Source organism: Paraburkholderia sp. BGA-UO-ETr-F21 (assembly GCF_059567925.1).
On record NZ_JCAQOY010000040.1, the window covers coordinates 791,349 to 816,940 of the forward strand.

General features: G+C 62.6%; 25 protein-coding genes and 1 tRNA gene. 19 read left to right on the forward strand and 7 right to left on the reverse strand.

Features of this window, described 5'->3' with window-relative positions; translation table 11 throughout:
• Positions 1 to 24 precede the first annotated feature (24 nt).
• Together AC57B1_RS36005 and wrbA are read right to left on the reverse strand one after the other, a co-directional pair.
• Positions 25 to 486 carry a DUF2069 domain-containing protein gene (locus AC57B1_RS36005; RefSeq protein WP_496420071.1) on the reverse strand — a complete coding sequence of 154 codons (462 nt, stop codon included), beginning with the start codon at positions 484 to 486 and terminating at the stop codon, positions 25 to 27.
• Positions 483 to 1,085, reverse strand: a complete 603-nt coding sequence (gene wrbA, locus AC57B1_RS36010) for an NAD(P)H:quinone oxidoreductase (protein ID WP_091792670.1) — start codon at positions 1,083 to 1,085, stop codon at positions 483 to 485. Before wrbA ends, AC57B1_RS36005 begins: the two co-directional genes overlap by 4 nt.
• 121 nt (positions 1,086 to 1,206) lie before the next feature.
• On the opposite strand from wrbA, the gene AC57B1_RS36015 reads away from it, so the two are divergent.
• On the forward strand, positions 1,207 to 2,520 hold the full coding sequence (locus tag AC57B1_RS36015; protein WP_177205075.1) for a YihY family inner membrane protein: 1,314 nt from the start codon (positions 1,207 to 1,209) through the stop codon (positions 2,518 to 2,520).
• Positions 2,521 to 2,616: 96 nt separating this feature from the next.
• Here AC57B1_RS36015 and AC57B1_RS36020 read toward each other — a convergent pair whose 3' ends face one another.
• The 3 genes from AC57B1_RS36020 to AC57B1_RS36030 all read right to left on the reverse strand — a co-directional run bounded on the left by AC57B1_RS36020 (position 2,617) and on the right by AC57B1_RS36030 (position 5,298).
• Positions 2,617 to 2,937 (reverse strand): Mpo1-like protein, encoded by a 321-nt coding sequence (locus AC57B1_RS36020; RefSeq protein ID WP_012433756.1) that lies wholly within the window; start codon positions 2,935 to 2,937, stop codon positions 2,617 to 2,619.
• 178 nt (positions 2,938 to 3,115) lie between these two features.
• Positions 3,116 to 3,949 carry an alpha/beta fold hydrolase gene (locus tag AC57B1_RS36025; RefSeq protein ID WP_496420072.1) on the reverse strand — a complete coding sequence of 278 codons (834 nt, stop codon included), beginning with the start codon at positions 3,947 to 3,949 and terminating at the stop codon, positions 3,116 to 3,118.
• Positions 3,946 to 5,298 carry an O-acetylhomoserine aminocarboxypropyltransferase gene (locus tag AC57B1_RS36030; RefSeq protein ID WP_496420073.1) on the reverse strand — a complete coding sequence of 451 codons (1,353 nt, stop codon included), beginning with the start codon at positions 5,296 to 5,298 and terminating at the stop codon, positions 3,946 to 3,948. The genes AC57B1_RS36025 and AC57B1_RS36030 overlap by 4 nt, the downstream gene beginning before the upstream one ends.
• Between AC57B1_RS36030 and AC57B1_RS36035 the strand changes: the two genes are divergently transcribed.
• From AC57B1_RS36035 to AC57B1_RS36055, 5 genes are all read left to right on the forward strand, one after another.
• Entirely contained in the window at positions 5,276 to 5,428 is a 153-nt protein-coding gene (locus AC57B1_RS36035) for a hypothetical protein (RefSeq protein ID WP_177204945.1), read from the forward strand. The genes AC57B1_RS36030 and AC57B1_RS36035 overlap by 23 nt on opposite strands.
• Before the next feature lie 110 nt (positions 5,429 to 5,538).
• Complete coding sequence (locus AC57B1_RS36040; protein ID WP_091792673.1) at positions 5,539 to 6,000, forward strand: CBS domain-containing protein; 462 nt, start codon at positions 5,539 to 5,541, stop codon at positions 5,998 to 6,000.
• Between the two features lie 280 nt (positions 6,001 to 6,280).
• Positions 6,281 to 8,218, forward strand: a complete 1,938-nt coding sequence (locus AC57B1_RS36045; RefSeq protein WP_496420074.1) for an MFS transporter — start codon at positions 6,281 to 6,283, stop codon at positions 8,216 to 8,218.
• Between the two features lie 280 nt (positions 8,219 to 8,498).
• Positions 8,499 to 9,599 carry a chorismate synthase gene (gene aroC, locus AC57B1_RS36050; protein WP_091792675.1) on the forward strand — a complete coding sequence of 367 codons (1,101 nt, stop codon included), beginning with the start codon at positions 8,499 to 8,501 and terminating at the stop codon, positions 9,597 to 9,599.
• Positions 9,600 to 9,653: 54 nt separating this feature from the next.
• Positions 9,654 to 11,132 (forward strand): tetratricopeptide repeat protein, encoded by a 1,479-nt coding sequence (locus tag AC57B1_RS36055; RefSeq protein ID WP_496420075.1) that lies wholly within the window; start codon positions 9,654 to 9,656, stop codon positions 11,130 to 11,132.
• A gap of 64 nt (positions 11,133 to 11,196) precedes the next feature.
• On the opposite strand, the gene AC57B1_RS36060 is transcribed toward AC57B1_RS36055, so the two are convergent.
• Positions 11,197 to 12,870 (reverse strand): electron transfer flavoprotein-ubiquinone oxidoreductase, encoded by a 1,674-nt coding sequence (locus tag AC57B1_RS36060; protein WP_496420076.1) that lies wholly within the window; start codon positions 12,868 to 12,870, stop codon positions 11,197 to 11,199.
• Between the two features lie 189 nt (positions 12,871 to 13,059).
• Between AC57B1_RS36060 and AC57B1_RS36065 the strand changes: the two genes are divergently transcribed.
• Together AC57B1_RS36065 and AC57B1_RS36070 are read left to right on the forward strand one after the other, a co-directional pair.
• Positions 13,060 to 13,836 carry an SDR family oxidoreductase gene (locus AC57B1_RS36065; RefSeq protein WP_091792678.1) on the forward strand — a complete coding sequence of 259 codons (777 nt, stop codon included), beginning with the start codon at positions 13,060 to 13,062 and terminating at the stop codon, positions 13,834 to 13,836.
• A 184-nt stretch (positions 13,837 to 14,020) separates the two neighbouring features.
• A complete protein-coding gene (locus AC57B1_RS36070; protein ID WP_091792679.1) occupies positions 14,021 to 14,452 on the forward strand; it encodes an acyl-CoA thioesterase in 432 nt (143 codons plus the stop codon).
• A gap of 45 nt (positions 14,453 to 14,497) precedes the next feature.
• On the opposite strand, the gene AC57B1_RS36075 is transcribed toward AC57B1_RS36070, so the two are convergent.
• Entirely contained in the window at positions 14,498 to 15,043 is a 546-nt protein-coding gene (locus AC57B1_RS36075; protein WP_408185789.1) for a LuxR C-terminal-related transcriptional regulator, read from the reverse strand.
• A gap of 244 nt (positions 15,044 to 15,287) precedes the next feature.
• Here AC57B1_RS36075 and AC57B1_RS36080 point away from each other — a divergent pair, with 244 nt between their 5' ends.
• From AC57B1_RS36080 to pheS, 11 genes are all read left to right on the forward strand, one after another.
• Positions 15,288 to 15,992: a CoA transferase subunit A gene (locus AC57B1_RS36080; protein ID WP_028200192.1), complete on the forward strand. Its 705-nt coding sequence runs from the start codon at positions 15,288 to 15,290 to the stop codon at positions 15,990 to 15,992.
• A gap of 2 nt (positions 15,993 to 15,994) precedes the next feature.
• The gene (locus AC57B1_RS36085) at positions 15,995 to 16,636 is read left to right on the forward strand and encodes a CoA transferase subunit B (RefSeq protein ID WP_007181111.1); all 642 of its coding nucleotides are present in this window, start codon (positions 15,995 to 15,997) and stop codon (positions 16,634 to 16,636) included.
• A 279-nt stretch (positions 16,637 to 16,915) separates the two neighbouring features.
• Positions 16,916 to 17,830: an alpha/beta fold hydrolase gene (locus tag AC57B1_RS36090; RefSeq protein ID WP_496420077.1), complete on the forward strand. Its 915-nt coding sequence runs from the start codon at positions 16,916 to 16,918 to the stop codon at positions 17,828 to 17,830.
• An 84-nt stretch (positions 17,831 to 17,914) separates the two neighbouring features.
• Entirely contained in the window at positions 17,915 to 18,268 is a 354-nt protein-coding gene (locus AC57B1_RS36095) for a RidA family protein (protein ID WP_091792683.1), read from the forward strand.
• A 58-nt stretch (positions 18,269 to 18,326) separates the two neighbouring features.
• Entirely contained in the window at positions 18,327 to 20,570 is a 2,244-nt protein-coding gene (locus tag AC57B1_RS36100; protein WP_408347251.1) for a RelA/SpoT family protein, read from the forward strand.
• Between the two features lie 131 nt (positions 20,571 to 20,701).
• Positions 20,702 to 20,778: transfer RNA gene (locus AC57B1_RS36105), tRNA-Val, on the forward strand.
• Between the two features lie 253 nt (positions 20,779 to 21,031).
• Positions 21,032 to 22,939 carry a threonine--tRNA ligase gene (thrS, locus tag AC57B1_RS36110; protein ID WP_408347254.1) on the forward strand — a complete coding sequence of 636 codons (1,908 nt, stop codon included), beginning with the start codon at positions 21,032 to 21,034 and terminating at the stop codon, positions 22,937 to 22,939.
• Between the two features lie 49 nt (positions 22,940 to 22,988).
• Positions 22,989 to 23,513, forward strand: coding sequence for a translation initiation factor IF-3 (gene infC, locus AC57B1_RS36115; protein ID WP_074263967.1), 525 nt, complete (start codon positions 22,989 to 22,991; stop codon positions 23,511 to 23,513).
• Positions 23,514 to 23,765: 252 nt separating this feature from the next.
• Complete coding sequence (gene rpmI / locus AC57B1_RS36120) at positions 23,766 to 23,963, forward strand: 50S ribosomal protein L35 (RefSeq protein WP_496420078.1); 198 nt, start codon at positions 23,766 to 23,768, stop codon at positions 23,961 to 23,963.
• Between the two features lie 29 nt (positions 23,964 to 23,992).
• Entirely contained in the window at positions 23,993 to 24,352 is a 360-nt protein-coding gene (rplT, locus tag AC57B1_RS36125) for a 50S ribosomal protein L20 (protein ID WP_006052502.1), read from the forward strand.
• Positions 24,353 to 24,509: 157 nt separating this feature from the next.
• Complete coding sequence (gene pheS, locus AC57B1_RS36130) at positions 24,510 to 25,523, forward strand: phenylalanine--tRNA ligase subunit alpha (RefSeq protein ID WP_007181117.1); 1,014 nt, start codon at positions 24,510 to 24,512, stop codon at positions 25,521 to 25,523.
• Positions 25,524 to 25,592 lie beyond the last annotated feature (69 nt).

A 25,592-nucleotide genomic window follows, 5' to 3' on the forward strand; every position in this document is an offset into this window, starting at 1 on the left:
TGGCTTGTTTCGCCGCCTGTTTTTTTAGCCTGTTGCGGCCTCTTTTGCGGCCTCTTTCGCAGCCCGTTTTGCCGCGCGTTTGAATGGCGCGACATAGGCCAGCGCGCAAACGAAAAAGACCACGGAGAGCACGGCCTCCAGCCAGCCGAGACCGGCGCTCAGCTCGCGGTCGCTCCAGCCGCGCACCACGCCTTCGGCAAAATACAGCAGGATCAACATCGAAGCCCATTGCAGCGTGTAAAGCCGCTGCCGCCAGACGCCCGGCAGAGCGACCAGCAACGGCACGGCCTTGAGCACGAGCGCCGAACCGCCGGGCCGCAGCGGCGCGAGCCACCATTCCCACACGACGCACAGCGCGATCAGCACAGCCAGCGCAGTGGTGGCGCCGAGCGCGGCGGCGCGATTTCGCTGCACGGACGCTGCGTGTGTGGCGCTCGGCGCGCGCGTTGCCTGGTCGGCGGCCGGTTGGGCGTTCGGCTCGTTCACGGCCTTTCGCTCATGGATGCCGCCGTGCGCGCGACGCGGGCGCCGAGCGCGATGGCGAGCGTCTTTTCGTCCGCGGAGATGCCGTGTTCGGCGCTGCCCGCGCGTGCGAAATGCGACGCGCCGTAAGGCGTGCCGCCGGTTTGCGTGGTGCTCAGCGCGCTCTCCGTGTACGGAATGCCGACGATCAGCATGCCGTGATGCAGAAGCGGCAGCATCATGGAGAGCAGCGTGGATTCCTGACCGCCGTGCAGACTGCCGGTGGAAGTGAACACGCAGGCGGGCTTGCCGGAGAGGGCGCCGGAAAGCCACTGCGGCGTGGTGCCGTCGAGAAAGTATTTGAGCGACGCGGCCATGTTGCCGAAGCGGGTAGGCGAACCGAGCGCGAGGCCGGCGCATTCTTCGAGGTCACGCAGTTCGACGAAGGGCGGCCCTTCGGCGGGAATGTCGGGCTGGGTCGCTTCGCAGACGGTGGACACCGCCGGCACGGTACGCACGCGCGCCTGCATGCCGGGAACGCTGTCGACGCCGTGCGCGATCGCCAGCGCGAGTTCGCGCGTGGCGCCGTGACGGCTGTAATAGAGCACGAGAATGTCTTTCATAGGCCTCATCGGTGAACAGGTATTATAGGGGTTGGGTCCGCTCCACAGGCCACACATAGCCGTTCGGCCAGGTCTCGCGCGCGGTCCTGAAACACCAGCAAAGGAAACGAGGGAGGTGGGTTTGTTGTCCAGGGTGCGTTTCGATCTCGACACGCTCAAACGCCTCGCGCAGTTTGCCGCGCAGCGCAGCAGCGAAGACCGCATTCCGCAGGTGGCCGGCAGTCTCACGTTCACCACCATGCTCTCGCTCGTGCCGCTCGCGACCGTCGCGTTCGCGTTGTTCACTGCGTTTCCGATCTTTGCTTCCTTCCAGATGTCGCTGCAGATTTTTCTTGCCGATCATCTGATGCCCGCGCAGCTCAACAGTCAGATCTTCAATTATCTGAATCAGTTTGCTTCGAAGGCGAAGGGTCTCACCACCATCGGTATGATTTTTCTGTTCGTCACCGCCGTGATGACGATGATGACGGTCGAGTCCGCGTTCAACGTGATCTGGCGCGTGCGCAAGGCGCGGCCAATCGCGCAGCGCATTCTGGTGTACTGGGCGATCATCACGCTTGGCCCGATCCTGATCGGCGTGAGCCTGTCGATTTCATCGTACCTGTTCACGCAATCCATGACCTTCACGGCGGCCCAGCGCATGACGCCGGTCATCGAGTGGGCGCTCGCGGGCGCCGCGCTCCCGCTCACCGCGGTCGCATTTACGATTCTCTACGTGTACCTGCCGAATTGCCGAGTGGAATGGCGCGACGCGGTGATCGGCGGTGTGACTGCCGCGATCGCTTTCGAGCTTGCGAAACGCGGCTTCGGTTATTACGTGCGGCGCATTCCAACCTACACCGCGGTGTATGGCGCATTTGCGGCCGTGCCGCTGTTTTTGCTGTGGATGTACCTGTGCTGGTTCATCACGCTGGCGGGCGCGATGATCGCGTCCGCGTTGCCGGCCATTCGCATTGGGCAGTTTCACCGGCCCACCTTCGAAGGCAGCAATCTGTTCGACTCGCTCGAACTGCTCGCGCGCCTCTCGGAAGCACGCGACGCCGGCAAGCGCGGCTATACGGTGCCCGAACTTTCACGCATGCTTCGCCGCGATATGGACACCACGCTCAACCTGCTGGAAAAGCTCGAAGAGATCGAGTGGATCGCACGCTTGCAGGAGGACGACTCGCGTCCGCATTTCCTGCTGCTGGCGAATCCGGCGCAAATCACTGTCGAGCGCCTGTTCGGACTGTTCGTAATCGACCGCGCGGAACTCGGATATCAGCTCGAGCTGGCGTCCACGCGTGTGGACGGAGAAATGCTGCTGGCGGCGCTCGAAAACGACAAGCTGAAAGTGACGCTCGCCGCCTTACTTGCCGCGCGAGCAGCCGACCGTGCCGCGCGCGCTGCGGAGGACGAGTCTGGCGCGCCTTCCATGCCGCAGCATGCGGCGTGATGCCGGACGAGGCGGGTTGAGGCAGCGTGCGAGCGCTGATGCAGCGAAAGGCGGCCGCAGCGGAAACTTCGAAGCAGTGGAAAAGCTAGCGCTTCGCTACAACGAAATCTTGCCGACGCAAATGTCCTTGAACATCACCCAATCACCCATCAGGCTGTAAAGCGGATGCCGGAAGGTAGCCGGCCGATTCTTCTCGAAGAAGAAATGCCCGACCCAGGCGAAGCCGTATCCGCAGATCACGGCAGCGGGCAGCCAGAGCCAGTCGCCGGTGGCGAGCGCCATGGCAAGACAGCCGATCACGCCGAGCGATCCCACGAAGTGCAGCCGCCGCGAGACCGTATTGCGATGCTCGCTCAGATAGTACGGATAGAACTCCGCGAAACTCGCGAAGTGATCGGTGTGCGCGGTTTGAGCCATCACGGCCTCCGGATTGCTACGCTTCTCGATGCTCCGGCGTGCGCCGGCATGCCGGACACACGCGCTCGAAACAGGACAGGCTTGATCCATTGTGCGGCTATCGGGCCATGCGCGCAACCTGGCCATTCGGCCGATGGCGCAGCGCTCCCGGCGCAATTATCGTGATGGCTCGCAACGTTCATCGAACCGTGTGAGGAGTTCTGGTCGCGAAGCTGAAGAGGGCGTCGAGCGTGGCGTCGGGTTGCTCGGTCATCAACGCGTGGCCGGCTTCGAGCGTGACCGTGTCGACCGGTACGCCTGTTTGCTCCAGCGCGCCCGCGAGCGCCCTGGTTGCGCGCGGCGGCGTCATCGCGTCACGCCGCCCCACGATCAGGCGCGTGGCGCAGCGCACCTGCCCGGCACGGGCGAGGCCGTCCGCGTAACTATTGCAGGCGGCGAAGTCGGTATGGAACAGGTGCGGTTCACCGCGCGCCGAGACGCGCTCCATGAGCCGCTGGTTCATGCCGTGCAGCCAGAAGCCGGGGCCCGGGCAGGAAGGCTTGGCCGCAATGGTCGAATGCGACCACTGGTTGACCATGCCGATCGCTTCGGGTTCACGGTTCAGAGCGGCGTCGAGCAGTGCATCGGAGACGGTCATCGGCATCGCCGTGGCGAGCAGGGCGAGGTGCGTTGCCCGCTCGGGATAGCGGCCGGCGAAGTCGAGCGCGATCAGCGAACCCATGCTGTGGCCGGCTACGAAGGCGCGTTGCACACCCGCGGCGTCGAGCAGCGCGGCCAGCCAGTCAGCCATGGCCGGCACGGTGGTCAGGGCCGGCCCGCTGCTGCGGCAGTGGCCGGGCAAATCCACGGCCAGCACGCCGAAACCGTGATGCGCGAAGTAGCGGGTTTGCAGCGCCCATACGCTGTGATCATGCTCGGCGCCGTGGATGAATACGGCGGTTGGCAGGCGCGCGTCGAACGCTCTGCCGCCGGTGTAGGCATAGGCGAGCTTGCCTTGAACGGTGAGGATCATGCGGACTCCGGGCGGGGTTGGGGGGGAGTGCCGGATGCGCCGCTGTGCAGCGCGCTCGAACTGCTCGCTTTTTGCGACGCCTTCAGCGCACGCTTGAGGTCGTCGATCAGATCGCCGGGATCTTCGAGGCCGATCGAAAGGCGGATCGTGCCTTCGGCGATGCCGGCCGCGGCGAGCGCGGCGGCGTCCATGCGAAAGTGCGTGGTCGATGCGGGATGGATGACCAGTGAGCGCGCGTCGCCCACGTTCGCGAGATGCGAGAACAGCGAGAGCGCTTCGATGAAGCTGCGTCCGGCGGCGCGGTCGCCGCGCAGATTGAAGCTGAACACGGCGCCGGCGCCACGTGGCAGCAGGCGCCTCGCGAGCGCGTGGTCGGGGTGCGTCGGCAATTCCGGATAGGCGACGGTTTCGACCGCGGCGTGACCGGCGAGGAATTCGACCACCCGGCGCGTGTTGGCAACGTGCCGCTCCATCCGCAAAGGCAGTGTTTCGATGCCTTGCAGCAGTTGCCACGCCGCCTGCGGATGCAGGCATGCGCCGAAGTCGCGCAGACCCTCGCGGCGCGCACGCAAGAGGAACGGAGCGACGGTGCTTTCCTCGGTGAACACCATGCCGTGAAAGCCGTCGTAAGGCTCGGTGAATTCGGGGAAACGCCCGGAGGCTTCGAAGTCGAACGTGCCGCCGTCCACCAGCACGCCGCCGATCGTCGTGCCATGGCCACCGAGGAACTTGGTGGCCGAGTGATAAACGAAGTCCGCGCCGTGCTCGAAGGGCTTGAGCAGGTACGGCGTGGTAAAGGTCGAGTCGACCAGCAGCGGCACGCGATGCTCATGCGCGATCTGCGCCACGGCCGCGATATCGAGCACGTCGAGCCCCGGATTGCCGAGCGTCTCGCCGAACAGCAGTCGCGTATTCGGGCGCAGCGCGGCTCGCCACGCATTGAGGTCGCCCGGTTTGACGAAGGTCGTCTCGATGCCGAAGCGCCGCAACGTGTAGTGCAGCAAATTGTGCGAGCCGCCGTACAGCGCGCTGGAGGCAACGATATGCGAGCCTGCGCCCATCAGCGTGGCGATGGCCAGATGCAAGGCCGCCTGGCCGCTCGCCGTGCCGATCGCGCCCGCGCCGTTTTCCAGCGCGGCCACGCGTTCCTCGAACACGGCAACGGTCGGATTCGAGATGCGCGAATAGACGTGACCCGCGCGCTCCATATTGAAGAGCGCCGCGGCGTGGTCCGAATCGCGGAACGAAAACGAGGTAGTCTGGTAGATCGGCGTGGCGCGCGCGCCAGTGGTCGGGTCGGGAGCGGCGCCGGCGTGCAGCGCAAGCGTGTCGAAACGGTTGGCGGACATCGTGGGCGGCGAGGCCACGAACGGCCTCGCGAAAGGTGAAAGTGGCGGCCATCCTATCACCGGCGCGCCGCGCTTCAAGCGCGGTTTTCCCGATGCGCACAGCCGCGGCGAGCCGGGCTCGAACCGGTGAATGGCCGGTGCGCCTTGGTGGGCGGGCCGCTTTCCTTTTATGGGTCTTTCCGCTAGGATCGAAAATCATTGATGTATTACGAGCTTAGCGGGCATTACGGGAGACAGATCATGCGAGTCAGCGACATCCTCAAAGTCAAAGGCAACACCCTTTTCACGGTTACGCCGGATACCACGCTGCACGACGCAGTCAATACCATGGCGGAGCACGACATCGGCTCGCTGGTTGTGATGGAATATGGCGATCTCGTCGGCATGCTGACTTTCCGCGAAATTATTTCGACGCTAAGCAAGAACGGCGGCAGCGTCGGCACCTCCACGATCCGCAAGGTCATGGACGACCATCCGCTCACCTGCACGCCTGAAACAGACGTCAACGAAGTTCGCCGCATGATGCTCGAGCATCACGTGCGTTATCTGCCGGTGCTGGAGAGCCGCACGCTGATGGGCGTGATCTCGTTCTACGACGTCGCCAAGGCGGTGGTGGAAGAGCAGGGCTTCGAAAACCGCATGCTCAAGGCCTATATCCGCGACTGGCCGGAAGAACAGCCGGAACAGCAGCCGGCGCGTTAATGCGCGGCGACTCACTGCGACGTTCTGTCGTTGCCGTGAGCGCGAAGTGGCGGTCAAGGCGCGCGCGAAAGCGTGCGCTTTTTTTGTGTCCGGCGCAGGGCTTGTCTGCATGTTCAGCCTTGCCTATCCGGCTCTCCAGCTGGCTCGGCGCCGAGGCGGGCGCGAGTGCGCCTATTCGGCCGCCAGGTCGGCGCTACGTGCTGCCCGGCGAACCGCCCGCGCCGGGTTGTGCGCATGGTGCTTTCATCTTTGTTGCTCTCCAGCCTGCTTGCCGAACTTCATGAGCGATCGTCCGTTACCTGCTGCCCGCCGCTCCGCCCGTCGACCCGAGGGTCACGACTCCCAGTTCCGGCTGCTCGGGGAGCGCCGTTTCGCGCCGTTTTTCTGGACCCAGTTCCTCGGCGCGATGAACGACAACGTCTTCAAGATCGGCTTCACGTCGCTCGTCACCTACCAGGCGGCGCGCTTTTCGGGCGTCGATCCGAAAACGGCGGCGTTCCTGATTTCGGCCATCTTCATCCTGCCGTTCGTGCTGCTATCGGCCACCTCCGGGCAGATTGCCGACAAGTACGACAAGGCAATGCTCACGCGTTTCGTCAAGAGTTTCGAAATCGTGGTGATGCTGATCGGCGGCGCGGGTTTCTGGCTGCATAGCGCGCCGCTTCTGTACCTGTGCACATTTCTGATGGGCGTCCATTCGACCGTGTTCGGCCCGGTCAAATACTCATACCTGCCGCAGCATCTGTCGAGTTCGGAGCTGGTTGGCGGCAACGGCATGGTCGAAATGGGCACCTTCGTGGCGATCCTGATCGGTACGATTGTAGGCGGGGTGGGCGCCGGTTTCGTCGAGCACGGCGCGGTGGTGCTGGCCGGCGCCTGCGTCACGATCGCGCTGGTGGGGCGCGTGGTGTCGAGCTTCGTGCCGCTCACGCCGGCGCCGCAAGCCGATCTGCGCATCAACTGGAATCCGGTCAGCGAGACGTGGCGCAACCTGAAGCTGGCGCGCGAAAACCGGACCGTGTTTTTGAGTCTGCTGGGGATCTCCTGGCTGTGGTTCGTGGGCGCGATCTTCCTGTCGTCGTTTTTCAGTTTTGCGAAAAACGTTCTGTCCGCCGATCCGGATGTGGTGACCGTGCTGCTCGGCACGTTTTCGATCGGCATTGGCCTCGGCTCGCTGATGTGCGAGAAACTCTCGAAGCGGCGTATCGAAATCGGCCTCGTGCCGCTCGGCTCGATCGGCATGAGCGTGTTCGCGATCGATCTGTTTTTCGCGAGCCATGCGCTGCCGCCCGCGGGCCATCTGTTGAGCGTCGGTGAATTCATCGTGCGGCCCGCCCACTGGCGCGTGCTGGCTGATCTCTTCCTGCTCGCCATGTTCGGCGGCTTCTACAGCGTACCGCTGTATGCGCTGATCCAGAGCCGCAGCCAGCCGAGCCACCGGGCGCGAATCATTGCCGCGAACAACATTCTGAATTCGCTGTTCATGATCGTTTCGTCGCTGATGGCCATGGCGTTGACCGCGGCAGGCTTCGGCATTCCGGCGATTTTTCTCGTTACCGCGCTGCTGAACATCGTGGTGGCGACCTACATCTATTCGCTCGTGCCCGAGTTCCTGCTGCGCTTTATCGCGTGGGTGCTGGTGCACACGTTCTACCGAATTCGCCTCGTGCATGCCGAGCGGATTCCGGAGGAGGGAGCGGCCGTACTCGTGTGCAACCACGTGAGCTTCGTTGACGCGATCGTCATCATGGCCGAGAGTCCGCGCCCGATCCGTTTCGTGATGGACCATCAGATCTTCAGGACGCCGTTCGCCGGCTGGGTGTTCCGTCACGCGAAAGCGATTCCGATCGCGCCGGCGCATCAGGACGCGCAGTTGCTGACGCGAGCCTACGAGCGCTGCGCGCAGGCGCTGGCCGAGGGCGATCTGGTTTGCATCTTTCCGGAAGGCAAGCTCACCAAAACCGGCGAGATGAATCCGTTCCGGCATGGCCTGACCGAGATCATCCGGCGCACGCCGGCGCCGGTCATCCCCATGGCGCTGCGCGGATTGTGGGGCAGCGTGTTTTCGCGCGCGGACGACGCGCGCTGGCCGCGGCCGATCCAGAAGGGCGTCATGAGCCGTCTGACGCTGGCAGTGGGTGAGCCGCTCGATCCGGCGCAGGCGACGCCGGAGAACCTGCAGCAGATCGTCACCGAATTGCGCGGGGCGCGGAAGTAGTAGGAACAGGCACTGCTTGCCGGGCAGGCGGTGTGCGCTCCCGAAGCAGACATTTCCGCATGGCGGCGTTTTGCGCGCCGCCTAGTTGGGTGAACGGCTAATCGGCGCGCGGTATCGCGGATGAATCCCCAGTCGCGCCAAAGGTGTGCGCCGACAAGGTGAGCGACGCAGCGGGACCAGACGTACCCTGGCCGATCGGCCAGAACCGTTGCACGACGCGGTCCGCTTGCCACGGGGCTGGCATAATAGCGTTTTCCCCGCATTTCTTTGGACGACGCCCATGTCCGGCAACACGCTCGGTACGCTTTTCACTGTCACGACCTTCGGCGAATCGCACGGTCCCGCTATCGGCTGCGTGATCGACGGCTGCCCGCCGGGCATGGCGCTCAACGAAGCCGACATTCAACTGGAGCTCGACCGTCGCAAGCCCGGCACGTCGCGACACGTCACGCAGCGTCAGGAAGAAGACAAGGTCGAGATCCTGTCGGGCGTGTTCGAAGGCCAGACCACCGGCGCGCCTATCGCGCTCCTGATCCGCAACACGGACCAGCGCAGCAAAGACTACGGCAACATTGCCGACACTTTCCGGCCGGGCCACGCCGACTACACCTACTGGCAGAAATACGGCATCCGCGACTATCGCGGCGGTGGCCGTTCGTCGGCTCGCCTCACGGCGCCCACGGTGGCCGCGGGCGCGGTCGCCAAGAAGTGGCTGCGCGAGAAGTTCGGCACCGAGATTCGCGGCTATATGGCCGCGCTCGGTGAAATCGACGTGCCGTTCGTCGACTGGGCGCAGGTGCGCGAGAACCCGTTCTTCGTGCCCAATGCGGAGATCGTGCCGCAACTTGAGGCGTATATGGACGCGCTGCGCAAAGATGGCGACTCGATCGGCGCGCGCATCAATGTCGTGGCGTCCGGCGTGCCGGTCGGTCTCGGCGAGCCGCTGTTCGACCGTCTCGACGCCGACATTGCGCACGCCATGATGGGCATCAACGCGGTGAAGGGCGTCGAGATCGGCGCGGGCTTTGCGAGCGTGGCGCAGCGCGGCTCAGTGCATGGCGACGAATTGACGCCGGAGGGCTTCGTCGGCAATCATGCGGGCGGCGTGCTCGGCGGCATTTCGACCGGGCAGGACATCACGGTGTCGATTGCGATCAAGCCGACTTCGAGCATTCGCACGCCGCGCCGCTCGATCGACAAGGCGGGGCAACCGGTTGTCGTCGAAACGTTCGGGCGGCATGACCCGTGCGTCGGGATTCGCGCCACGCCGATTGCCGAATCGATGCTCGCGCTGGTGCTGATCGATCATGCGCTGCGCCATCGCGCGCAATGCGGCGACGTATCCGTCAGCACGCCGAAGATCGCGGCGAGCGCGCCGTAACGCGTCTGCGTCGAACGTATCTGTATTGGTTCTACGCGGGCAGTGTCGTCTCTCATGACTGATTTCAGCGCCGAGCCGGCAGCAAGCCGTCTCGCGGATCTACGCGCGCGTGCCGCCGCGCCCAACGCCGTGGCCGTTGACTGCTTCACGTTCGGCCAGGCACTGCTGCAACACGCCGGGGGCGACAAGGCGAGTCAGCGCGAGGCGCTTGCTGCGCTGGTGCGCGCATACCAACTCGATTCTTCCTGCGAACCCACGCTGCTGCATACGATTGCGCAGACCGCCTTCGTGCTGCGCGATTGGGCGCTGGTCGAGTCCGCCACCGGGCTGCTCCTCTCGCACCATGCCGAAGACGCCAACGCGCTGATCTGGCGCGCGGCGGCCGTGCAGCAGCGCGACGACTTCGCCACCGCCGAGGCGCTGTTGCGCGAAGCCGTGCGCGTCGTGCCCGGCAATCCAGTCGCGCTGCATAAGCTGGCGTTGTGTATCAAGGAGCAGGCGCGCTTTGCCGAGGCCGAGGCGTTGCTCCGGCAAGTCCTGATGCTCTCGCCGCAGAACGCCCATGCGTTGTTCGATCTATCGGAACTCGAGATCCGCAGCGGGCGATTTGCGGAGGGTTGGACGCGTTACGAATCGCGCGTCGTGTTTGCTGGCAGCGAACTGAACAACGCCCAGCAGGCGCTCGCCGCCATCAGCGCGCCCTGGCAGGGTGAATCGCTTGCCGGCAAGGGGTTGGTGGTTTATGGCGAGCAGGGCAATGGCGATTGTCTCTGGGCAGTGCGCTTTCTGCCAATGCTGGCCGAACGGGCGCGACGCGAGGGCGGCCGGGTGATTTTCGGTCACGACGGTCCGTTGCGGCATTTGTTCGAACGCATGTTGCCAGTGGATTTGCCGCTCGAAACGAGTCTGGAAACGCAGCCCGATTTTCACTGCGGACTGATGAGCTTGCCGCTGCGGCTCGGCATTGTCGACGCAGCGGGATGGGGCGCACCGTATCTGAGCGCTGACCCTGCGCGTGAGCAGGCGTGGCGCGAACAAGTCGAAGCGCACACGGCGGCGCGGCGCGGCAGTCGCAAGGTCGGGCTGGTGTGGAACGGCAATCCGGACCATATCCGCGACATGCGGCGTTCAGTGCCCGTCGAGCAAATCGAACCTCTGTTGAACGTGCCGGACGTGAGCTATTTTGCTTTGTCGCCGGGGCGCGGAGAGACGGTTGCACAGTGGCGCGCCAAGGGTCTCGACGTCGTCGATCTGACGCATCATTTTCAGTCCGGCTTCGACGATGTCGCTGCGTTGCTGGCGAATCTGGATCTGGTCGTTACGATCGATAGCGGGCCCGCGCATCTGGCGGGGGCGCTCGGTGTGCCGACCTGCCTGATGATCGATCACGTTTCCGCGTGGTTCTGGGGCGATGAGTCGCCGCTGACGGCCTGGTACGATTCGATTGAACTGGTTCGACAACCGCGCGTTGGCGACTGGGCGCCGGTCGTGGCGAAAGTGCGGGAGCGGATTGAAGCGGTGGGGCGGAGCTGACTGGTTCTGCCTTCACAGCGCCGTCATTAAGAATCCGGCGTTGCGAAGGCAGGTGAAGCATGAATTACATGTTCGGATAGTTCGGACCGCCGCCGCCTTCGGGCGTCACCCACACGATGTTCTGCGTCGGGTCCTTGATATCGCAGGTCTTGCAGTGCACGCAGTTCTGCGCGTTGATCACCAGGCGCTCGGTGTTGTCGTCGTTCTTCACAAACTCATACACTGCTGCCGGACAGTAACGTGACTCCGGGCCGGCGTAGGTCTGCCAGTTCACGTTCACTGGCACCGAAGGGTCTTTCAGTGTCAGGTGAGCGGGCTGGTTCTCTTCGTGGTTCGTGTTCGAGATGAACACTGAAGAGAGCCGGTCAAACGTCAGCTTGCCATCGGGCTTCGGATAGACGATCGGCTTGCATTGCGAAGCCGGCTTCAGCATCTCGTGATCCGAGTGCTGGTGATGCAGCGTCCACGGCACATTGCCGCCCAGCAGCTTCTGCTCGATGCCCACCATCAGCGTGCCGAGGTAGAGGCCCTTGCTCATCCACTGCTTGAAGTTGCGCGCACGATGCAGTTCGGTATGCAGCCACGAGGTCTTGAAGCTCTCCGGATAGGCGGTGAGTTCATCGCTGGTGCGTCCGGCCTGCACGGCTTCAAATGCGGCGTCGGCGGCCAGCATGCCGGTCTTGATCGCTGCATGCGAGCCCTTGATCCGCGATGCGTTCAGGAAGCCCGCGTCGTCGCCGACCATTGCACCGCCCGGGAACACCAATTTCGGCAGCGACATGAGGCCACCGGCCGTGATCGCCCGTGCGCCGTACGACACCCGCTTGCCACCTTCGAGCACCGCGCGGATTGCCGGATGTGTCTTGTAGCGCTGGAATTCCTCGAACGGCGACAGGTACGGATTCGTGTAACCAAGTCCGACCACAAAACCCACCACCACCTGGTTGTTGTCCATGTGATAGAGGAACGAGCCACCGTACGTGTCGTTCTCCAGCGGCCAGCCGGCGGTGTGCATCACGAGACCCGGCTTGTGCTTCGACGGATCGATCTCCCACAGTTCCTTGATGCCGATACCGTAGACCTGCGGATCGACGCCTTCGCGCAGCTTGAATTTATCGTTCAGTTGACGGCCAAGATGCCCACGCGCGCCCTCACAGAACAGCGTGTACTTCGCGTGCAGCTCCATGCCGAGCTGGAAGTTCTCGGTCGGTTCACCATCCTTGCCGATGCCCAGGTTGCCGGTCGCGACGCCTTTGACCGAACCGTCGTCGTTATAAAGGATCTCAGCCGCAGGAAAGCCCGGGAAAATCTCCACGCCCAGCGCCTCGGCCTGCTGACCCAGCCAGCGCGTCACATTCGCGAGGCTGATCACGTAATTGCCGTGATTCTTGAAATTATCCGGCAGCGCCCAGACCGGCACGCTCTTCGAACCGGTTTCGGTCAGGAACAGGAACTTGTCTTCGGTCACATCCACGGTCAGCGGTGCGCCTTTTTCTTTCCAGTCCGGAATCAGCTCGGTCATGGCGCGTGGATCCATGACCGCGCCCGAGAGAATATGCGCCCCGATCTCCGAGCCTTTTTCCAGTACGCACACGCCAATCTCGACGCCTTTTTCCGCCGCCAGCTGCTTCAGGCGAATCGCCGCGGACAGGCCGGCCGGGCCGCCGCCGACGATCACGACGTCGTATTCCATCGACTCGCGCGGGCCGTACTGCTCAATGAGACTTGCGGGGGTCATTGATGCTCCTCTTACCGTTAGAATGCTTTTTTCGGGTTCGTATTGTGGGCGATGCACTCCCGCACTGCAACCAGATGAGCAGACATTAGCACGATCGTTCTATTTACGTGATACGGTATCGGCCTGCTTTTGACGGTCTTACCGCACCTGTCAACCGCATCTGTAATAACAACCGAACAAGGAACGACAATGGGCCGTTCGATTAATCTGGAAGGCAAGGTTGCGCTAATCACAGGCGCCTCGAGCGGGTTGGGAAAGCGCTTTGCTCAAGTGTTGTCGCAAGCGGGCGCCAAGGTCGTGCTGGCGAGCCGGCGAACCGAGCGTCTGAAGGAATTGCGCGCCGAGATCGAGGCGTCCGGTGGCGCGGCCCACGTCGTGTCACTCGACGTGACCGATTATCAGAGCATCAAGTCGGCCGTCGCGCATGCGGAAACCGAGGCTGGCACGATCGACATCCTGGTGAACAATTCGGGCGTGTCCACCACGCAAAAGCTCTCCGAGGTCACGCCCGCCGACTTCGAATATGTGTTCGATACCAACACACGCGGCGCGTTTTTCGTCGCGCAGGAAGTCGCCAAACGCATGATCATGCGCGGCAACAGCGCGCAGAAACCGTCGTACCGGATCATCAATATCGCGTCTATGGCGGGCTTGCGCGTATTGCCGCAGATCGGCCTGTACGCGATCAGCAAGGCGGCCGTCGTGCATATGACCAAAGCCATGGCGCTGGAGTGGGGCAAGCACGGCATCAACGTGAACGCGATCTGCCCGGGCTATATCGACACCGAGATCAACCATCACCACTGGTCGACGGAGCAAGGGCAAAAGCTCGTGTCGATGCTGCCGCGCCATCGTGTCGGCAAGCCGGACGACCTGGACGGGCTCCTGCTGCTGCTGGCGGCCGACGAATCGCAGTTCATCAACGGCTCGGTGATTGCGGCCGATGATGGATTCGGGCTCTCCTGAGCGCAAACCGGCGCTGCCGCCCACGCAGTGCTAGCCGCGCGGGCCGGATTAGCGCCCGTTCGAAGAAACTGTTTTACGCGCTCTGGCCTTGGCGCCTCATGAGCGCGCACGCTATGTTGCTGTTTCTCTCTGTGCCGGCCTGCGTACCGGCTTCAACCTCGTTTCAACCCGATAAAGAAGTACGATGAGCGATTTTCACGCTGTTTTTGAGATGTCGATGCCGATCCGCTGGGGCGACATGGACGCCTTCGGCCATGTGAACAACACGGTCTATTTCCGCTACATGGAGCAGGTGCGGATTTCCTGGTTCGAGCAGTTGGGTCTGGCCGGCAGCAATGCCGACGGACAGGGGCCGGTGATCGTCAATGCGTCGATGGAGTTTCTCAAGCAACTGCATTATCCCGGCGACGTGATCGGCCGGATGACCGTGGCCACGCCCGGCCGCAGCAGCTTCGACACGGGGTTCGAACTCGTGCGAGCGGATGACCCGAACACCGTGTATGCCCGCGGCGCAGCGCGCTGCGTATGGATCGATTACGCGGCCGGCAAGTCGGTGCCCGTGCCTGATCTGCTGCGTGCGACCATCGAGCGCGCTGTTTTGGTCAAGGCGGCCTGAGCGGCGATAGCGCGAATCCCGGCGCGCATCCGTCAGCGCCTCTTTTCAATGCCCGAGCAGGCGCTGCAATAGCTCCGTCGCGTTACCCGTATCGTATTTACGCATCAGCCGCGCCCGGTAGACATCCACCGTGCGCGGGCTGATATCCAGCACGCGGCCGATCTGCTTGCTGGTTTTCCCCGTCACCAGTTGCGCGGCGATTTCGCGCTCGCGCGGTGTCAGTTCGACCGCCACGCGCCGCGTCGCGCTCAAGTCCTCGAAGGTCCAGACGCCCGCGGCGTGCGCGTCGGCGCGTTCCTGCGCGCGGCCCGTCACGTGGCACCAGAACAGTTCGCCGTTGGCCCGCTTCATGATGCGGTCGTCCGCATAACTGCCTTGTGCAGTCATGATCGGCGGAATCCGCGCGCCGATCCGCTCGAATTCATCTGTGGACGGATACAGCACCTGGAACGACTGGCCGAGCAGCGACTCGCGCGTGCAGCCGAAAATCGACGCGAGTTCGTCATTGCAGTCTTCGATAGTCCGTTCGCGCGACAGCACGAGTCCGATCGGAGCGAGGTGGAACGCGGTTTGGTAATCCAGTGCGGGCATGGGCTGGCGGCAAGTACTTATGTATTTTTGCGTATTGTGCCGCATGGCGCGCGCAGCGTACTCTTTGGACCACACGATAACGCGGCCAAGCCGTCCGCGGCGGGCGTTTGCGCGGCGTGCAGGGAAACCTGACCGCACAGGCCGCCGGGGATGACTAGAATGACGTGTCGGGCTCGAGCCCGCGGAACGTCATACGGGCTGTAAAGATCCGGATTCGGGTTTCCATAAAGGAAGGGACAAACTGATGAACAAAGTCTATCCAGGCGCCGCCGAGGCGCTGAAAGACATCGTCAAGGACGGGCAGACGTTTGCCGTCGGCGGCTTTGGGCTGTGCGGCATTCCTGAGGCGCTGATCGGCGCGCTGCGCGATTCGAAGGTGCAGGGCATCACCTGCATCAGCAACAACGCGGGCGTCGACGGTTTCGGCCTCGGTCTGCTGCTCGAAACGCGTCAGGTCAAGAAGATGATCTCTTCGTATGTCGGCGAGAACAAGGAGTTCGAACGCCAGTATCTGGCCGGCGAACTCGAGCTCGAATTCACGCCGCAAGGCACGCTCGCCGAGAAGCTGCGCGCGGGCGGTTCGGGCATTCCGGCGTTCTTCACCAATACCGGCTACGGCACGCTGATCGCCGAAGGCAAGGAAACCCGCCAGTTCGGCGAAAACCACTACGTGCTCGAACACTCGCTGACGGCCGACGTCGCGCTGGTCAAGGCGTGGAAGGCCGACAAGTCGGGCAACCTGATCTACCGCCGCACCGCGCGCAACTTCAACCCGATGTGCGCGATGGCCGGCAAGATCACCGTCGCGGAAGTGGAAGAAATCGTCGAAGTGGGCGAACTCGATCCGGACGCGATCCATACGCCAGGCATCTTCGTGCAGCGCATCGTGCTCAATGCGCATCCGGAAAAACGCATCGAACAACGCGTCGTCCGCGCGAAAGGAGACTGATCATGGCATGGACTCGTGACGAAATGGCCGCGCGCGCGGCGAAGGAATTGCAGGATGGCTTTTATGTGAACCTCGGCATCGGCTTGCCGACTTTGGTGGCCAATCACGTGCCGGCGGGCGTCGAAGTGTGGCTGCAGTCGGAAAACGGCCTGCTCGGCATCGGCCCGTCGCCGACCGAAGAGGAAGTGGACGCCGACCTCATCAACGCCGGCAAGCAGACGGTGACCACGCTGCCGGGCTCGTCGATTTTCTCGTCGGCGGATTCGTTCGCGATGATTCGCGGCGGCCACATCAACCTGGCGATTCTGGGCGCGATGCAGATCAGCAAGAAGGGCGATCTGGCCAACTGGATGATCCCGGGCAAGATGATCAAGGGCATGGGCGGCGCGATGGATCTGGTCGCGGGCGTCAAGCGCGTGGTCGTGCTGATGGAGCACGTCGCGAAGGGCGACCAGCACAAGATTCTCGAAGAATGCACGCTGCCGCTCACGGGCGTGGGTGTGGTGGATCAGATCATCACCGACCTCGGCGTGATCGAAATCACGGAAGACGGTCTGAAGGTGACGGAACTGGCGCCGGGCGTGAGCGTCGAGGAAATCAAGGCGAAGACGGGTGCGCCGCTCGATGTAAGCGCGGTGAGCTGAAAGGCTGGCTGTTGTCAGGCCGTCTGAAGCGGTCTGCAGCTGTTGGATAGGCCGTTGGGCTTGCCCTCGCGGCAGGAGGCGGCACAGTGGTTCCCAGGCGGGCGAGGCGTGAGTCTCGCCCGCTTTTGTTTGTCTGGCCCGTAGCCGCTCTGAGTTGTCCTATGCCGTCCCGCCGACTCTTGCCGCGCGGCAAAGCGGTTTACAATCGTTTGAAGATTGGATGCTTATCGATCCTGCTACGCACAGGCCGAACCCGCAGCGCTTTTGCAAGGAACCCAGATGACCGCAACCACGTCCGTTTCCACCGCCGGGCGGCCCGCGCCGCGTCAACGCTATGTGCAGTGCGCGAGCGCCGGCGGCTTGCACCGCATCGCCTATACGGAGTGGGGCGACCCGGCCAATCCGCGGGTGCTGCTGTGCGTACACGGCCTGACCCGTTCAGGGCGCGATTTCGACCGCCTGGCCGAAGAGTTTGCCGGCACTTACCGCGTGGTTTGTCCGGATGTCGCCGGGCGGGGCTTGTCATCGTGGCTCGCCAACCCCAACTTCTATGTCGTGCCGCAATACGTCGCCGACATGGTCACGTTGATCGCCCGCCTGAATGTCGAAACGGTCGATTGGTTCGGCACCTCGATGGGCGGCCTGATCGGACTCGCGCTGGCCGGCCTGCCGGAAACGCCGATTCGCAAGATGTTGTTGAACGACGTCGGTCCGCATCTGGAGCCGGCTGCGGTGAAGCGCATCGGCGACTATCTCGGCAAGCCCGTGCAGTTTGAAACGCTGCAGCAAGGCATCGACTACGCCGCGTTGCTCGCGCAGACTTTCGGCCCACTCACGCCGGAAGAATGGCGCGAGATCAACACGCCGCTTCTGCACGAACAGGACGGCAAGTGGCTGTTCCGTTACGACCCGCGTATCGCGCAGCCTTTCACCGCAACCACTGAGGAAGCCGCCAAACTCGGCGAGGCCGCGCTCTGGCATTCGCTGGCCGCTTTCCAGGGGCCCGTGCTGGTGGTGCGCGGCGAGCAATCTGATTTGCTCTCGCGTGAAACCGTCGCGAAGACGGTCGAGACCGGACGCGCTGTGTCGAGCGTGGAGATTGCGGGCGTCGGGCATGCGCCAGCGTTCCTGTCGGCCGATCAGATCGACATTGCGAGGCAGTTCTTTATCGGACCGGCCGCTGACGCGTCATAATATGCAGTTCCGCCCGGCGTCCCGAGACGGGGCGCGATGCGGAACGCATCTCCGATCAACTTTCAACCAACTTCAGGATCCTACATGGCAGTCATTCGTCACCACGTCGGCAAGCGCCTCTCGGAAATCGCCGTTCACAACGGTACGGTGTACCTCGCGGGTCAGATCGCCGAAGACGCGGATCAGGACATCACGGGCCAGACGCGCGAAGTGCTTGGCCACATCGACCGCTTGCTGGGCGAAGTGAACAGCGACAAGTCGCATTTGCTGTCGGTGCAGATCTTCATCTCGGACATGGCGCATTTTGCCGGCATGAACGCCGTGTGGGATGAGTGGGTCGCACAAGGCGCCACGCCGCCGCGCGCTACCGTCGAAGCGAAGCTCGCCAATCCGAAGTGCCTCGTCGAAGTCGTCGCGGTTGCTGCGCAGCGTAGCTAAGCCAGTCATGTGTTGTTGAAATTCCGTTGATTCGTTTGGCCCGGTGGGCCATCGCACCATGAATACCGAAATCGTTACGAGCACGCCGAACCCCCTCCCTTCTTTCGACGAGGCGATGGCGTTCGTGCGTGAACATGCGGGCGAGGTGCGGCTCTCATCGGGCGAAATGCTGGCGGATCACGCGGCCGGTACGGCGTCGATCATGCGCAAGCTCAACGTCGATCCGCCGGCGGTGCTGGCGGCGGCTCTGTTTGCGCTGACGCCGCATCTGCAAGACCCGGAGCGCGTGATCGCCGACAACTTCGGCGAAGAAGTCGCGCAACTGGTCGGCGACGTGCGCAAGCTGCTGCGCCTTGGCACGGTGAGCTTGCGCGCCGCTCAGAATGCCATGCCCGAAGCCGGGCGCGACGCCCAGGCCGCACGGCGCGCGCAGGTCGAGGCGCTGCGCAAGATGCTGCTCGCGTTCGCGCAGGATATCCGGGTGGTGCTGATCCGGCTTGCGTCGCGCCTGCAATCGTTGCGTTACTACGCGGCGGCGAAGATCACCCCCTCGCCGGACGTGGCGCGCGAGACGCTCGATATCTACGCGCCGCTCGCCAACCGTCTGGGCATCTGGCAACTGAAGTGGGAGCTCGAGGATCTCGCGCTGCGCTTCGAAGAGCCGGTTACCTATAAGCGCATCGCCAAGCTGCTCGACGAAAAACGCGTCGAACGCGAAAGCTATGTCGCGCAGGCTATCGAACGCCTGCAAAGGGAATTGGCCGCTGCGCATATTCGCGCAGAGGTGAGCGGCAGGCCGAAACACATCTACAGCATCTGGCGCAAGATGCGCGGCAAGGAACTGGACTTCGCCGAGCTGTACGACGTGCGCGCATTTCGCGTGATCGTGCCGGACATCAAGGATTGCTACACGGTGCTCGGCATCGTGCACAACCTGTGGCAGCCGGTGCCCAAAGAGTTCGACGACTACATCTCGCGGCCGAAGCCGAACGGCTACAAGTCGCTGCACACGGTCGTGATCGGCGACGACGGTCGCGCTTTCGAAGTGCAGATACGTACGCAGGAAATGCATCAGTTCGCCGAATACGGCGTGGCCGCGCACTGGCGTTACAAGGAAGCGGGCACGCGCGGATACGCCGGCCAGTTCGCCGCCAACGAGAAGTACGACGAGAAGATTGCATGGCTGCGCCAATTGCTCGCGTGGAAAGACGAAGTCTCCGAAGGCGAGCACGGCGAGAAGCGCGCGGCGCAGCCGTGGGAGCAACTGCGTCAGGCCACGCTCGACGACGACCACATCTACGTGCTGACGCCTCAGGCGCGGGTGATTCCGTTGCCGCACGGCGCAACGCCCGTCGACTTCGCGTATCACCTGCATAGCGAACTGGGGCATCGGTGCCGTGGCGCACGCGTCGATGGCGCCATGGTGCCGCTCAACACGGCGCTGCAGAACGGTCAGACGGTCGAGATCGTTGCGGTCAAGGAGGGCGGTCCGTCGCGCGACTGGCTGAACCCGCAACTCGGCTATCTGCAAAGTCCGCGCGCGCGGCAAAAAGTGCGTGCGTGGTTCAACGCGGTGGAAGTGCAGGAGCACATCGCGAGCGGCCGGGCGATGGTCGAAAAGACCTTGCAGCGCGAGGGCAAAACGTCGGTCAATCTCGATCAGCTCGCGGCCAAGCTCGGATTCAAGACCACCGACGACCTGTTCTCGGTCGTGGGCAAAGAAGAATTCAGTTTGCGGCTCGTCGAGCAGGCGCTGCACGATGCGCCTCCGCCGGAGCCCGTGGTCGAGGCGCCCGAGCAGTTCGAAAAGCGCAGTAGCGGCGCGAGCGTGGCGCGCGGCGCGTCCACCGGCGTGCTGGTGGTCGGTGTCGACGCGTTGCTCACGCAACTCGCGCGCTGTTGCCGGCCGGCTCCGCCCGACGATATCTGCGGCTTTGTCACGCGCGGCAAAGGCATGTCGATTCACCGCAGCGATTGCGCGACGTTCCTGCGCATGGCCGAGCGCGCGCCCGAGCGCGTGTTGCAAACGGCGTGGTCGGCCGAGGTGATGAGCGGGCGTGGCCAGTCGGTCTATCCGGTCGATCTCTCGATCGACGCGACGGATCGGCAGGGCTTGCTGCGCGATATTTCCGAAGTGTTCGCGCGCGAAAAGATGAACGTGATCGGCGTGAAGACGCAGACGCGCCGTAACGCTGCGTTCATGCAATTCACCGTCGAGGTGTCGAGCGCCGCGCAGATTCAGCGCGCCTGTACGCTGCTCGGTGAAGTGACGGGTGTGGTGCGCGCATCGCGCAAGAGTTGATACATGTGCGAGACGGTGCATCTTGGTGGAGGCATACCGTGGACGCGTTCGAGTTCGTGAGTCAATATTTAAAGTCGGCGCATAAAAGTACTTGCCAAGCGGTGTGGGGCTCCATATAATCTCGTTTCTTCAGGCTCGTAGCTCAGCTGGTTAGAGCACCACCTTGACATGGTGGGGGTCGTTGGTTCGAGTCCAATCGAGCCTACCAACGAAAGAGAAATTCCGGTTTTGCCGGGGTTTCGCAAGCTGCAGTAAGCGCCTTTGGCGCAAAAGGCGAATACGGTTATGACACCGCGAACGTTGACCGAAACCACTTCGGAGCGACGCTAGTCGAGGACCACTTTCGCCAATGTAGTTTGCAGGAAATGTGAATGCGGCCCCTCGAAAGCGGGGCCGCATTTTTTTTGGGCTTTTTCACCTGGTTGTATGTGCCGCCGCCGGTCGGCACCACGGAGAACGCAATGGTTTCGATACGTCTGCCTGACGGTTCTGTTCGACAGTACGAGCATCCGGTGACCGTCGCCGAAGTGGCCGCCTCGATCGGCCCCGGCCTCGCGAAGGCCGCGCTCGGCGGCAAGATCGACGGTGAGTTGGTCGATACGTCCGCGCTGATCGATCACGACGTGGCGCTCGCCATCGTCACCGAGAAAGACGCAGACGGACTCGATATCATCCGTCACTCCGCGGCGCATTTGCTTGCGTACGCGGTGAAGGATCTGTACCCGGAAGCGCAAGTCACGATCGGTCCGGTGATCGACAACGGCTTTTACTACGACTTCGCGTACAACCGCCCCTTCACGCCGGAAGATCTCGAGAAGATCGAAAAGCGCATGCAGGAACTCGCGAAGAAAGACGAGCCGGTTTCGCGCCGCGTGGTGTCGCGCGACGAAGCGGTGGACTACTTCAAGAGCATTGGTGAAAAGTACAAGGCCGAGATTATCGAATCGATTCCCTCGACCGACGAAATCAAGCTTTACTCGCATGGCGGCTTCACGGATCTGTGCCGCGGCCCGCACGTGCCGTCCACCGGCAAGCTGAAAGTTTTCAAGCTGATGAAGGTGGCGGGCGCCTACTGGCGCGGCGATTCGAAGAACGAACAGTTGCAGCGCATCTACGGTACGGCCTGGACAAAGAAGGAAGACCAGGAAGCGTACCTGCACATGCTCGAAGAGGCGGAGAAGCGCGACCACCGCAAGCTCGGCAAGCAACTCGACCTGTTCCACATGCAGGACGAGTCGCCGGGCATGGTGTTCTGGCATCCGCGCGGCTGGACGTTGTGGCAGCAGGTCGAGCAGTACATGCGACGTCGCGTAAACGACGCGGGCTACCTCGAAATCAAGACGCCGATGATCATGGACCGCTCGCTCTGGGAGGCGTCGGGCCACTGGCAGAACTATCGTGAAAACATGTTCACGACGGAATCTGAGAAGCGTGACTACGCAATCAAGCCGATGAACTGCCCGGGTCACGTGCAGGTGTTCAACCACGGTCTGCGTTCGTATCGCGATCTGCCGCTGCGTTACGCGGAATTCGGCTCGTGCCATCGCAATGAATCGTCGGGTGCGCTGCATGGTCTGATGCGCGTGCGCGGTTTCGTGCAGGACGACGCACACATTTTCTGTACCGAAGACCAGTTCATCAGCGAATCGATCGCGTTCAATACGCTGGCGATGAGCGTCTACAAAGACTTTGGCTTCGACAATGTCGAGATCAAGTTGTCGCTGCGCCCGGACGCGCGCGCTGGCACGGACGAAACGTGGGATCGCGCGGAGCAGGGTTTGCGCGAAGCGTTGACGGCCTGCGGTGTAACGTGGGAAGAGTTGCCCGGCGAGGGCGCGTTCTACGGCCCGAAGGTCGAATACCACATCAAGGACGCGCTCGGCCGCTCGTGGCAATGCGGCACGCTGCAGCTCGATATGGTTCTGCCGGAGCGTCTGGGTGCGGAATACGTTGCTGAAGACAACAGCCGCCGCCGTCCGATCATGCTGCATCGGGCAATTGTCGGATCAATGGAGCGTTTCCTCGGCATTCTGATCGAGCACCACGCTGGGGCAATGCCTGCGTGGCTGGCGCCAATGCAGGTCGTGGTGATGAATATTGCCGAAAGTCAGACCGAATATGCGCAAGCTCTAGCCCAATCGTTGCAAAAACAAGGGGTTAGAGTAGAGGCCGATTTGCGCAACGAGAAGATTAGCTATAAAATACGCGAGCACACGCTGGAAAAGGTGCCGTACCTGCTTGTGGTCGGCGACAAAGAGCGTGAAGCCCAAACGGTAGCCGTGCGTGCCCGTGGTGGTGTGGATATGGGCGTGATGCCCCTCGACACTTTCATTGAGCGTCTGCGCCAGGACGTGCAGTCGTTCAACTGAGCCACTTGGCAGCCCGGCTCGTTTTTTTAATTTTTAGAGGAAACGTAACATCGCTACTGATAAGTCTGCGCACCGCATCAACGGTGAAATTACGGCACCCGAGGTGCGTCTGGTCGGCGTCGAGAACGAACCGCTCGGCATCGTGAAACTCGCCGATGCGTTCCGCATGTCGGAACAGCAAGACGTGGATCTGGTCGAAATCGCTCCGCAAGCGGTCCCGCCGGTTTGCCGCTTGATGGACTACGGCAAGTTCAAGTACTCGGAAGCGAAGAAGCAACACGAGGCCAAGCTGAAGCAGAAGATCGTCCAGGTCAAGGAAGTTAAATTCCGCCCGGGTACGGACGACGGCGATTACAACGTCAAGCTGCGCAACCTCATCCGCTTCCTCGACGACGGCGACAAGACGAAAATCACGTTGCGTTTCCGTGGCCGCGAAATGGCTCACCAGGAAATCGGTATGCGCATGCTCGAGCGCCTGCGCACGGACCTCGACGAAGTCGGTCAGGTCGAGCAGATGCCGAAAATGGAAGGGCGCCAGATGATCATGGTGCTCGCTCCGAAGAAAAAGAAGTAACCGGCTGAAGCAGCGGCACGCCATGTGGCGTGCGCTTCGGTTGTGAAAGATTCAAACGGTGCGGCACCGGGTGTCCGGTGCGGTATCGGCAGGTTTCGGAACGGCGCGTGTGCAAATCAACGCGCGCCGCTTCCTGAAAAGCGGCTGCCGGCTGTTCAGGCGGTCTGCATACCAAGTGGAGTGGGTTTCGAAGGGCGGGTAATGGCCAACTGGCCGACCGCACACCCATATCCATCTAATAATGGAGTTGTCATGCCGAAGATGAAGACCAAGAAGAGTGCTGCAAAGCGCTTCGTGGTGCGTCCGGGCGGTACCGTCAAGCGCGGTCAAGCCTTCAAGCGCCACATTCTTACCAAGAAAACCACCAAGAACAAACGCCATCTGCGCGGTTCGACGGCAGTTCATGATTCCGATCTGAACTCCGTGTGCGCAATGCTGCCGTTCGCTTAACCCTTAACCGAAACTCATAGGAGCGAAACATGCCTCGAGTAAAACGTGGGGTTACCGCACGGGCCCGTCACAAGAAGATCATCAAGCTGGCCAAGGGTTACCGCGGCCGTCGCAATAACGTCTATCGCATCGCCAAGCAGGCGGTCATGCGCGCAGGCCAATACGCCTACCGCGATCGCCGCAACAAGAAGCGTGTGTTCCGTGCATTGTGGATCACGCGTATCAACGCGGCGGTGCGTCAGCACGACATGACGTACAGCGTGTTCATCAACGGCCTGAAGAAGGCTTCGATCGAACTCGACCGCAAGGTGCTGGCCGACATGGCTGTGTTCGACAAGGCTGCTTTTGCTGCGATCGTTCAGCAGGTGAAAGCCGCCGTTGCAGCCTGATTGCGCTTTGGGCAATTAAACTGCGTGGTTTGTTGCAGCGAACATCCGGTAGTCTCGGTGACGCTGCAGCAAAAACGGGGCTCCTCACCGAGCCCCGTTTTTGTTGGTAGAACCGGATTTGCTTCGATAGAACACTGACGTTGAAATGATGGGATCAATGGATCTGGACCAGATTGTCGCCGACGCGCAAAAAGCCTTCGCAGAAGCCTCCGACGTCACCACCCTCGAGAACGAGAAAGCTCGCTTTCTCGGAAAATCGGGTGCGCTGACCGAGCTATTGAAGGGCCTTGGCAAACTCGATCCCGAAACGCGCAAGACCGAAGGCGCACGGATCAACCTCGTCAAGCAACAAGTGGAAGCCGCGTTGACGGCCCGCCGTCAGGCGCTGGCCGACGCGCTGCTGAATCAGCGCCTTGCCGCTGAAGCCATCGACGTCACGCTGCCGGGTCGCGGCACCGGCGCAGGCAGTCTGCACCCGGTGATGCGCACGTGGGAGCGCGTCGAACAGATTTTCCGTACTATTGGCTTCGACGTGGCCGACGGCCCCGAAATCGAAACCGACTGGTACAACTTCACCTCGCTGAACAGCCCGGAAAATCATCCGGCGCGTTCCATGCAGGACACCTTCTACGTCGACGGCAAAGATGCCGACGGCCGCCAACTGCTGTTGCGCACGCACACCAGCCCGATGCAGGTTCGCTACGCGCGCACCAACACGCCGCCTATCAAGGTGATCGTGCCGGGCCGCACGTACCGTGTGGACAGCGACGCAACGCATTCGCCCATGTTCAACCAGGTCGAAGGCCTGTGGATCGACGAGAACATCAGCTTCGCGGATCTGAAGGGCGTCTACACCGACTTTCTCAAGAAATTCTTCGAGCGCGACGACATTCTCGTGCGCTTCCGTCCGTCGTATTTTCCGTTCACCGAACCGTCGGCCGAGATCGACATGTTGTTCGAAACGGGCAAGAACGCCGGCAAGTGGCTCGAAATTTCGGGCTCGGGCCAGGTTCACCCCACGGTGATCCGCAACATGGGCCTCGACCCGGAGCGTTACATCGGCTTTGCTTTCGGAAGCGGCCTCGAGCGGCTCACCATGTTGCGTTACGGCGTGCAAGACCTGCGTCTATTCTTCGAAAACGACCTGCGTTTCCTGCGGCAATTCGCCTGAACCGCCCGGTCGAACGCGACAAGCATAGAGCGCGGCAACGCATGCAGTGCAAGCCGCCACAGCGTCCCC

What these genes read in the sequence shown, in the direction of transcription:
- wrbA (WP_091792670.1), bottom strand. Translation starts at nt 1,085, where the DNA reads ATGAAAGACATTCTCGTGCTCTATTACAGCCGTCACGGCGCCACGCGC.
- AC57B1_RS36020 (WP_012433756.1), bottom strand. Translation starts at nt 2,937, where the DNA reads ATGGCTCAAACCGCGCACACCGATCACTTCGCGAGTTTCGCGGAGTTC.
- AC57B1_RS36025 (WP_496420072.1), bottom strand. Translation starts at nt 3,949, where the DNA reads ATGATCCTCACCGTTCAAGGCAAGCTCGCCTATGCCTACACCGGCGGC.
- AC57B1_RS36030 (WP_496420073.1), bottom strand. Translation starts at nt 5,298, where the DNA reads ATGTCCGCCAACCGTTTCGACACGCTTGCGCTGCACGCCGGCGCCGCT.
- AC57B1_RS36040 (WP_091792673.1), top strand. Translation starts at nt 5,539, where the DNA reads ATGCGAGTCAGCGACATCCTCAAAGTCAAAGGCAACACCCTTTTCACG.
- AC57B1_RS36045 (WP_496420074.1), top strand. Translation starts at nt 6,281, where the DNA reads ATGAGCGATCGTCCGTTACCTGCTGCCCGCCGCTCCGCCCGTCGACCC.
- aroC (WP_091792675.1), top strand. Translation starts at nt 8,499, where the DNA reads ATGTCCGGCAACACGCTCGGTACGCTTTTCACTGTCACGACCTTCGGC.
- AC57B1_RS36055 (WP_496420075.1), top strand. Translation starts at nt 9,654, where the DNA reads ATGACTGATTTCAGCGCCGAGCCGGCAGCAAGCCGTCTCGCGGATCTA.
- AC57B1_RS36060 (WP_496420076.1), bottom strand. Translation starts at nt 12,870, where the DNA reads ATGACCCCCGCAAGTCTCATTGAGCAGTACGGCCCGCGCGAGTCGATG.
- AC57B1_RS36065 (WP_091792678.1), top strand. Translation starts at nt 13,060, where the DNA reads ATGGGCCGTTCGATTAATCTGGAAGGCAAGGTTGCGCTAATCACAGGC.
- AC57B1_RS36070 (WP_091792679.1), top strand. Translation starts at nt 14,021, where the DNA reads ATGAGCGATTTTCACGCTGTTTTTGAGATGTCGATGCCGATCCGCTGG.
- AC57B1_RS36075 (WP_408185789.1), bottom strand. Translation starts at nt 15,043, where the DNA reads ATGCCCGCACTGGATTACCAAACCGCGTTCCACCTCGCTCCGATCGGA.
- AC57B1_RS36080 (WP_028200192.1), top strand. Translation starts at nt 15,288, where the DNA reads ATGAACAAAGTCTATCCAGGCGCCGCCGAGGCGCTGAAAGACATCGTC.
- AC57B1_RS36085 (WP_007181111.1), top strand. Translation starts at nt 15,995, where the DNA reads ATGGCATGGACTCGTGACGAAATGGCCGCGCGCGCGGCGAAGGAATTG.
- AC57B1_RS36090 (WP_496420077.1), top strand. Translation starts at nt 16,916, where the DNA reads ATGACCGCAACCACGTCCGTTTCCACCGCCGGGCGGCCCGCGCCGCGT.
- AC57B1_RS36095 (WP_091792683.1), top strand. Translation starts at nt 17,915, where the DNA reads ATGGCAGTCATTCGTCACCACGTCGGCAAGCGCCTCTCGGAAATCGCC.
- AC57B1_RS36100 (WP_408347251.1), top strand. Translation starts at nt 18,327, where the DNA reads ATGAATACCGAAATCGTTACGAGCACGCCGAACCCCCTCCCTTCTTTC.
- thrS (WP_408347254.1), top strand. Translation starts at nt 21,032, where the DNA reads ATGGTTTCGATACGTCTGCCTGACGGTTCTGTTCGACAGTACGAGCAT.
- rpmI (WP_496420078.1), top strand. Translation starts at nt 23,766, where the DNA reads ATGCCGAAGATGAAGACCAAGAAGAGTGCTGCAAAGCGCTTCGTGGTG.
- rplT (WP_006052502.1), top strand. Translation starts at nt 23,993, where the DNA reads ATGCCTCGAGTAAAACGTGGGGTTACCGCACGGGCCCGTCACAAGAAG.
- pheS (WP_007181117.1), top strand. Translation starts at nt 24,510, where the DNA reads ATGGATCTGGACCAGATTGTCGCCGACGCGCAAAAAGCCTTCGCAGAA.